The sequence below is a fragment of the Anaeromyxobacter sp. PSR-1 genome, from assembly GCF_000964525.1.
GTDB lineage: Bacteria > Myxococcota > Myxococcia > Myxococcales > Anaeromyxobacteraceae > Anaeromyxobacter.
On the sequence record NZ_BAZG01000204.1, the window covers coordinates 1 to 7501 of the forward strand.

8 protein-coding genes and 1 pseudogene are annotated in these 7501 nt (G+C 75.8%); 5 read left to right on the plus strand and 4 right to left on the minus strand.

Translation table 11 applies throughout. The features are described 5' to 3' along the window. Positions 1–62: 62 nt before the first annotated feature. The 3 genes from PSR1_RS20110 to ttcA are packed head-to-tail and all read right to left on the minus strand — an operon-like array spanning position 63 to position 2835. Positions 63–1232, minus strand: a complete 1170-nt coding sequence (locus PSR1_RS20110) for a phosphopentomutase (protein ID WP_059439183.1) — start codon at positions 1230–1232, stop codon at positions 63–65. Between the two features lie 37 nt (positions 1233–1269). After that, positions 1270–1953 carry a deoxyribose-phosphate aldolase gene (gene deoC / locus PSR1_RS23925; RefSeq protein ID WP_059439184.1) on the minus strand — a complete coding sequence of 228 codons (684 nt, stop codon included), beginning with the start codon at positions 1951–1953 and terminating at the stop codon, positions 1270–1272. 9 nt (positions 1954–1962) lie between these two features. Further along, positions 1963–2835, minus strand: a complete 873-nt coding sequence (gene ttcA, locus PSR1_RS23930) for a tRNA 2-thiocytidine(32) synthetase TtcA (protein ID WP_059439185.1) — start codon at positions 2833–2835, stop codon at positions 1963–1965. 116 nt (positions 2836–2951) lie between these two features. On the opposite strand from ttcA, the gene PSR1_RS20125 reads away from it, so the two are divergent. The 5 genes from PSR1_RS20125 to PSR1_RS20145 all read left to right on the plus strand — a co-directional run bounded on the left by PSR1_RS20125 (position 2952) and on the right by PSR1_RS20145 (position 6533). Continuing rightward, positions 2952–3218: a TIGR02300 family protein gene (locus PSR1_RS20125; RefSeq protein WP_059439186.1), complete on the plus strand. Its 267-nt coding sequence runs from the start codon at positions 2952–2954 to the stop codon at positions 3216–3218. Between the two features lie 166 nt (positions 3219–3384). Next, complete coding sequence (gene cyoE / locus PSR1_RS20130) at positions 3385–4272, plus strand: heme o synthase (RefSeq protein ID WP_193388393.1); 888 nt, start codon at positions 3385–3387, stop codon at positions 4270–4272. Position 4273: 1 nt separating this feature from the next. Continuing rightward, positions 4274–5245: an ABC transporter ATP-binding protein gene (locus PSR1_RS20135; protein WP_237758168.1), complete on the plus strand. Its 972-nt coding sequence runs from the start codon at positions 4274–4276 to the stop codon at positions 5243–5245. Continuing rightward, positions 5242–6108: an ABC transporter permease gene (locus PSR1_RS20140; protein ID WP_059439189.1), complete on the plus strand. Its 867-nt coding sequence runs from the start codon at positions 5242–5244 to the stop codon at positions 6106–6108. The genes PSR1_RS20135 and PSR1_RS20140 overlap by 4 nt, the downstream gene beginning before the upstream one ends. After that, positions 6105–6533, plus strand: coding sequence for a DUF420 domain-containing protein (locus PSR1_RS20145; protein ID WP_059439190.1), 429 nt, complete (start codon positions 6105–6107; stop codon positions 6531–6533). Before PSR1_RS20140 ends, PSR1_RS20145 begins: the two co-directional genes overlap by 4 nt. 63 nt (positions 6534–6596) lie before the next feature. Here the strand turns inward: PSR1_RS20145 and PSR1_RS20150 are convergent. After that, positions 6597–7501, minus strand: a pseudogene (locus PSR1_RS20150) (hypothetical protein); the annotation flags it as partial.

Consider the following 7501-nt stretch of genomic DNA (forward strand, 5'->3'; position numbering starts at 1 on the left):
CACCGCGGCCGCGTGCGGCGCGCCGCGCCCGGCCCCCGCCGCGCCCGCCACCCCCGCCTCGCTCACCGCGTCACCTCGGGGAGGAAGCTCGTGCCCACCTCGGCGCGGACGCCGAAGTACTCCGCCACCGTGGCCCCGAGGTCGGCGAAGGTGGCGCGCGTGCCGAGGTCGCCGCCGCCGCGCCCGGGCGCGTGCACGAGCAGCGGCACGTACTCGCGCGAGTGATCGGTGGACGGGGTGGTCGGATCGCAGCCGTGGTCGGCGGTGAGCGCCAGGAGCTCGCCCGGCCCGAGGCGGTCGAGGATGGCCGGCAGCCCGCGGTCCAGCTCCTCCAGCGCCCGCGCGTAACCGGCCGGATCGTTGCGGTGACCGTAGAGCATGTCGAAGTCCACCAGGTTCACGAAGACGAGCCCGCGGTCCACCCGGTCGAGGAGCGCCGCGGTGCGGGCCAGGCCGTCGGCGTTGCCGGCCGTGTGGATCTCCTCGGTGATGCCGCGCCGGTCGAAGATGTCGGGGATCTTCCCGACCCCGACCACCGGCACGCCCGCCTCGACCAGCCGCTCCAGCACGGTCGGCGCCGGCGGCGGCATGGAGAAGTCCTTGCGGTCGTACGTGCGCGCGTACTCCCCCGGCGTCCCCACGAACGGCCGCGCGATCACCCGCGCCACGCGCCACGGATCGAGGATGCGCCGCGCCGTCCGGCACCAGGCGTACAGCGTCTCGAGGGGCACCGTGTCGGTGTGGGCCGCCACCTGGAACACGGAGTCGGCCGAGGTGTAGACGATGGGCTTCCCGGTGCGCTGGTGCTCCTCGCCCAGCTCCTGGATGATCACCGTGCCGCTCGCGACGGTGTTCCCGAGGACGCCCGGCGCGCCGGTCTCCCGGACGAACGCCTCGAGGATCTCCGGCGGGAAGCCGCGCGGGAACGTGCGCAGCCCCTCGCGCAGCACCACGCCCATCATCTCCCAGTGGCCGGTGGTGGTGTCCTTGCCCTCCGAGCGCTCCGCCATGCGCCCGTGGAACGCGGCGGGCGCGGGGTCGGGCGGCACGCCCTGGATGGCGGTCAGGTGGCCGAGGCCCATCCGGCCCAGCACCGGCAGCGAGAGGCCGCCCACGGCGCGGCTGGTGTTGCCGAGCGTGTCGGACCCCTCGTCGCCGTAGGCGGCGGCGTCGGGGAGCGCGCCGCAGCCGGCGCTGTCGGCGACCAGGATGACGAGGCGGCGGCGGTTCATGCCCGGATCCTAACCGCGGGGGCGCCGCCCGGCGCGGTCACGGGAAGGCGCCGGACACGAGCGCCACCGAGGCGGAGGCGCCGATGCGGCTCGCCCCGGCCGCGAGCATGGCCCGGGCCGCCTCCGCGGTGCGGATCCCGCCGGACGCCTTGACGCCGACCTGCTCGCCCACCACCGAGCGCAGCAGGGCCACGTCCTCCACCGTGGCGCCGCCCCCGGCGAACCCGGTGGAGGTCTTCACGTAGGCGGCGCCGGCGCAGCGGGCGAGCGCCGCCGCCACGACCTTCTGGTCGCGGGTGAGGCGCGAGGTCTCGAGGATGACCTTCACCGGCACCGCCACCGCCCCGATCACCGCGCGCAGGTCGTCGAGCACCTCCTCGTGCCGGCCGGCGAGCAGCGCCGGCAGCCGGACGACGAGGTCCAGCTCCTCCGCGCCGCGCCGCGCCGCCTCGCGCGCCTCCGCCACCCGCGCCTCGGTGCTCGCCTCGCCGCGCGGGAAGTCCACCACCGCGATCGCCAGCACGCCGCTGCCCTCCAGCGCGCGCCGGACCTCCGCCACCGCGTCCGCGCGCACGCACACCCCGGCGAACCGGTGCGCGCGGGCCTCGGCGCAGGCGCGGCGCACGTCGTCGAGCGTCGCGCCGGGCGCGAGCACGGTGTGGTCGAGGTACGGCGCGAGGTCGCGCGGGGTGCGGATCGCCTCGGCGGGAACGGAGCGCATGCGCGGATGCTACCGCTCGCCGCGCGCGCCGCCCAGCGACACCACGCCGTCGCCGGCGGGCTCGCCGCAGTCCTCCGCCTCCTCGTCCTCGGCGTCGAGCCAGGGATCGCGGCCGGTCGCGTCGGCGAGCTGGCGGTGGAGGTCGCGGTCGAGCAGGTGCGAGGGCACCACGTGCCCGAGCGCGTGGAGCAGGTTGCCCTTCACCGCCGGGTGCTCGGCGGACAGCTCCGCCAGCAGGCGCTTCACGCGCTTGCGGCGCAGGTTGGGCTGGGAGCCGCACAGGTCGCAGGGGACGATGGGGAAGCGCATCGCCTCGGCGAACGCGGCGACGTCCTCCTCCGCCGCGTAGCAGAGCGGCCGGATGACCACGTTCCGGCCGTCGCGCGAGCGGAGCTTGGGCGGCATGCTCTTCAGCGCCCCGGAGTAGAGCGCCGAGAGGAGCAGCGTCTCGACGAGGTCGTCGCGATGGTGCCCGAGCGCGATCTTGGTGCAGCCCATCTCCACGGCGGCGTTGTAGAGGACGCCGCGCCGCAGGCGCGAGCAGACCGGGCAGGTGGTCTTCCCCTCCGGCACGAGCCGGCGCACCACCGAGTAGGTGTCGCGCTGCAGCATGCGGTACGGGACGCCCAGCGACCGGAGGTGATCCTCCACCACCTGCGCCGGGAAGCCGGGCTGCCCCTGGTCGAGGTTCACCGCGACCAGGTCGAAGTCGATGGGGGCCCGCTCGCGCAGCCGCATGAGCAGGTGGAGCAGGGTGTAGCTGTCCTTGCCCCCGGAGACGGCGACCATGATCCGGTCGCCCTGGGAGACGAGATCGAAGTCGCGGATGGCCTCTGCCGTCGCGCGCAGGAGCTTCCGCTCCAGCCGGTGGATCTGCTGCATGGCGGGGTTCTAGCGCGGCCCCGCCCCGGCGGTCGAGCGGTGCGGCGCCATTTCCGTTTGACGCCGCCGCTTTCGTTGGGATAAAGGCCCGGTCTCTCCGCCCAGGACGAGGAAACATGCCTGCCAAGGACCTCGGGACCAAGCACAGCTGCTTCAAGTGCGGCACCAAGTTCTACGACATGAAGAAGCCGGTCCCGGTCTGCCCGAAGTGCGGGGCGGACCAGCGCGAGAGCCCGGCCCTGAAGCCGCCGGCGCCCGAGCGCAGGGCGCGGGCGGCCGCCCGCCCGGTCGAGCCCGAAGCCGACGAGGTCGAGGTCGACACCGAGGACCTCGAGGACGACGCGGACGACGTGGACGAGGCCGCCGAGGACGACGAGCCCTGAGCCGCCGCCGCGCCCCTGCGCGGGCGTGCGGCCGGATTCACGGTTCGTCAATTCACGGCGCGCGTCGCCCGTCCGGGCCCTGGATCCGCGCGCGCCGCGCCCGGCACCCGGGCGAGGCCCCTAACGCGACGTTGACCCCCTGCCGAGCCCTGACTAAGTGCTCGCGGTGACCGTCGCCACCGCGCAGGCCCGCACCGCTCCGCAGCCGCTCGCCTACCTCAAGGACCTCCTCCTCCTCTCGAAGCCGCGGCTCTCGGGGCTGGTGATGATCACCTGCGCCGGGGGCATGTGGCTCGCGCCCGGCCACATCGGCACGGCCCGCGCCGTGCTGACCGTCCTCGCCACCGCGGTGGTGGTCGGCGCCGCCAACGCGCTCAACTGCTACCTCGAGCGCGACATCGACGCGCGCATGCGGCGGACCCGCGACCGCCCGCTTCCCGCCGGCCGCGTCGATCCGTTCGTGGCGCTCGGGCTGGGCATCGCCGCGCCCGCGTTCGCGATCCCGATCCTGTCGCTCGCCGCCAACGGGCTCACCGCCCTGCTCGCGCTGGTCGCGCTCCTGACCTACGTGCTCGTGTACACGCCCATGAAGCAGCGGTCGGCGACGGCGCTGTTCGTGGGCGCGGTGCCGGGGGCCATCCCGCCGCTCATGGGCTGGACGTCGGTGACCGGCGGCGTGGACGCCGGCGGCCTGGCGCTGTTCGGGCTGCTGTTCGCGTGGCAGCTCCCGCACTTCCTCGCCATCTCGCTGTACCTCCGCGAGGACTACCAGCGCGGCGGGCTGCGCATGTTCGCCTCGGTGCACGGCGAGCGCGCCACCCGGCTCTGGATGGCGCTGACCACGATCCTGCTCCTGCCCGCCTCGCTGGCGCTCGTGCCGCTGGGCCTCGCCGGCACCGGCTACGCGATCACCGCCGCGGTGCTGGGGCTCGCGCTCTCCGCCTACGCCATCTCCGGCATCGGCCGCGAGGGCGGGCGCTGGGCGCGCACGTTCTTCCTCGGGACCCTCGTCCACCTGACCGTCCTGTTCGTGGCCCTCTTCCTCTCGCGCTGACGTGCCCGCCCCCGCCGCCATGCCGGCCGCTGCTCCCGCGCGCCTCGCGCTGAAGGACGTCGCGTTCCACCACGGCGCGCGCGAGGTGCTGCGAGGCGTCTCGCTGGAGGTCCGCGCCGGCGAGGTGTTCGGGCTGCTCGGGCCGAACGGCGCGGGCAAGTCCACGCTGTTCTCGATCCTGGCCGGCCTGCTGCCGCCGGCGGCCGGTCGCTTCTGGCTGGACGGCCGCGAGATCCCCGCCGGCGCCCGCGCGCTCCGGGCCGCCTCCGGCATCGTGTTCCAGTCGCCCGGCCTCGACGGGAAGCTCTCCGCCGAGGAGAACCTGCGCCTCGCCGCCGCCATGCACCGCGTCCCTCGGGCCGAGGCCCGCCGCCGGATCGCCGCGCTGCTCGCCGGCGCGGGCCTGGCCGATCGCGCCCGCGAGCCGGTGGACCGCTTCTCCGGCGGCATGCGCCGGCGCGTCGAGCTGGCCCGCGCGCTGGTGCACCGGCCGGCGCTGCTGGTGATGGACGAGCCCACCACCGGGCTCGACGCCGGCGCGTTCCAGGCGTTCTGGGACGAGGTCCTGGCGCTCCGGCGCGACCAGGGGCTCACCGTGGTGCTCACCACCCACCGGCCCGACGAGGCCGAGCGCTGCGACCGGCTGGCGGTGCTCTCCGGCGGCGCGGTGGTCGCGTGCGAGTCGCCGGAGGCGCTGCGCGCGCGGGTGCCGGGCGACGTGGTGGTGGTCGAGGCGGACGCGCCGGACGCGCTCGCCGCGGAGATCCGCGCGCGGCTGGGCCTCCCCGCGCGCGTGCGCGACGGCGCGGTCCACGTCGAGCGCGAGGCCGGGCACACGCTGGTGCCGCGGATCGTCGAGGCGTTCCCGGCCGGGCGGCTGCGCGCCGTCTCGCTGCGGCGCCCCACGCTCGCCGACGCCTACCTGGCGCTCACCGGCGCGTCGCTCGAGGACGCCGCGGAGGTGGCCGCGTGAGCCCGGCCCGCGCCGAACCCGCCCCCCGCGCCGCGCCGCCCGCCGGCGCCGCCCCCGCCGCACCGCTGCCGGCGCCCGGCCCGGCCCTCGCCTACGACGTCGCCACCGCGCTGGTGCTGTGGCGCCGCGACCTGGTCCGCTTCTTCCGTCAGCCGTCCCGGCTCGCCGGCGCCCTGGGCCAGCCGCTGATCTTCTGGTTCGTCATCGGCTCCGGCATGTCCGGCACGTTCCGCATGGCCGGCAGCGGCACCGGCTACCTCGCCTACTTCTTCCCGGGCGTGGTCCTGATGGTGGTGCTGTTCGCGTCGATCTTCACCACGCTCTCGGTCATCGAGGACCGGCACCGCGGCTTCCTGCAGGGCGTGCTGGCCGGGCCCGGCTCGCGCGCGTCGCTGGTGGCGGGCAAGACGCTCGGCTCCGCCTCCGTGGCGCTCAGCCAGGCGGCGCTGTTCCTGCTCCTCGCGCCCGCGGCGGGCTTCCCGTACGGCGCCATCGACTGGCCGCTCCTGGTGGCGGCGCTGGCGCTCGCCGCGGTGGGGCTCGCGGCCCTCGGCTTCGCGGTGGCCTGGTTCATCGACAACGTGCAGGGCTACCACGCGGTGCAGATGACGCTGCTCGTGCCGCTGTGGGTGATCTCCGGCGCGATGTTCCCGGTGCCGGCCGACCGGCCCGGGTTCGCCGCCGCGATGCGCTGGAACCCTGTGTCCTACGCGGTCTCGGCCGCGCGCCGCGCCCTGGCCGGGCCCGACGCCCCGGGCGCGCTGCCCGGCTCCGCCGCGCGCGATCTGGCCGTGCTGGCCGCGTTCGCGGCGATCGCCCTCGCCGCCGCCGTCCTCTCCACCCGCCGGGCCCCGCGCGCATGACCCTCGCCGAGATCCTCCCCACCGTGAACGCCGTGCTGAACGGCACCAGCGCCGCGCTGCTCCTCGCCGGCTTCGTGGCGATCCGCCGCGGCGCCCGCGACGTCCACCGCGCGCTCATGCTCGCCGCCTGCGGCAGCTCGGTGCTGTTCCTGGTCGGCTACTTCACGCGCATCGCGCTGACCGGCACGCACCGCTTCCCCGGCGGCGGCGCGCTCCGCGCGGCCTACCTGGCCGTGCTCGGGTCGCACACCCTGCTCGCCGCCCTGGCCGCGCCGCTCGTGCTCCGGACGCTGTTCCTGGCGTTCCGCGCCCGCTTCCCGGATCACCGCCGCATCGCGCGCGCGGCGCTGCCGGTCTGGATGTACGTGTCGGTGACGGGCGTCGTCGTGTACGTGATGCTCTATCACCTGGCGCCCGCGCCGTAGCGCGGCCACCGCGGCTCCGCTCGCCCTGAGCCCGTCGAAGGGCGAGCGGACTTGCCGGGCCGCTCAGGGGATCGCGCCGGTGGAGCCGGCGAGCTGGTTCACCAGCGCCTGGACGCTCGCGAGCGTCACGCCCGACCGGTTCATGGCGGAGCCGGCGAACGCGGTCATGGCACCGGAGAGCCCGGTGGTGCCCGCGGTCGCGGACATCATGCCCGGGCCGCCGCCCATCATGCCGCCGCCCATGCCGCCCATCGAGATGCCGGTGCCGCCCATCATCCCGTTCATCACGCCGTCGCTCGCGTCCTCGGCCATGGCCGTCACCATCGCCGACGAGGAGCCGGTCATCCCGACGCTCCGCGCGTACTCGGACATGGCGGCGATGGCCATCCCGTGGTCGCGCTGGTCCTGGGTCGCGCCGGTCCCCGACCCCGCGACCGACGGATCCATCGGCATCGTCCCGAGGACGTCGCCCGCCATGAAGTAGCTGCCGATCCCGGCGTTGGCGGCCGCCGCGGTCGCCGCCGTCATGCCGCCCGGCATGCCCTGCGCCATCGCCTGGGCCATGGTGGTGAGCGGCGTCACCTGCACGCCCGAGGTGGTCGCGCCCGATGCCACCGACGGGATGCACGCGGTGAGCACGTCGCCGGACGCCATCGGCATCGACGTCCCGGTGGCCTCGTCCTCGAAGGTCGCGCCGGCCACCTCGAGCATCACCGGCCCCGAGTACGCGCCCAGGCCGACGCTGAACGCGCCCGACGCGCCGAGCGGCGCGGCGGCGAGCGCCTGGCCGCGAGCGCCGCCGCTCACCGCGTACGCCGTCACCGTGCCGCCGGACATGGCGCCCATGAACGCGGTCCCGGTCATCATCCCCTGCCCTGCGCCCTGCCCCGTGCCGCCGGGCAGCTGCCCGCCCGCGCCGGAGAGTTGCCCGAGGCACGCCTGCAGGTCGTCCGCGGTCAGGCCGGATC

What these genes read in the sequence shown, in the direction of transcription:
- PSR1_RS20110 (WP_059439183.1), bottom strand. Translation starts at nt 1,232, where the DNA reads ATGAACCGCCGCCGCCTCGTCATCCTGGTCGCCGACAGCGCCGGCTGC.
- deoC (WP_059439184.1), bottom strand. Translation starts at nt 1,953, where the DNA reads ATGCGCTCCGTTCCCGCCGAGGCGATCCGCACCCCGCGCGACCTCGCG.
- ttcA (WP_059439185.1), bottom strand. Translation starts at nt 2,835, where the DNA reads ATGCAGCAGATCCACCGGCTGGAGCGGAAGCTCCTGCGCGCGACGGCA.
- PSR1_RS20125 (WP_059439186.1), top strand. Translation starts at nt 2,952, where the DNA reads ATGCCTGCCAAGGACCTCGGGACCAAGCACAGCTGCTTCAAGTGCGGC.
- PSR1_RS20145 (WP_059439190.1), top strand. Translation starts at nt 6,105, where the DNA reads ATGACCCTCGCCGAGATCCTCCCCACCGTGAACGCCGTGCTGAACGGC.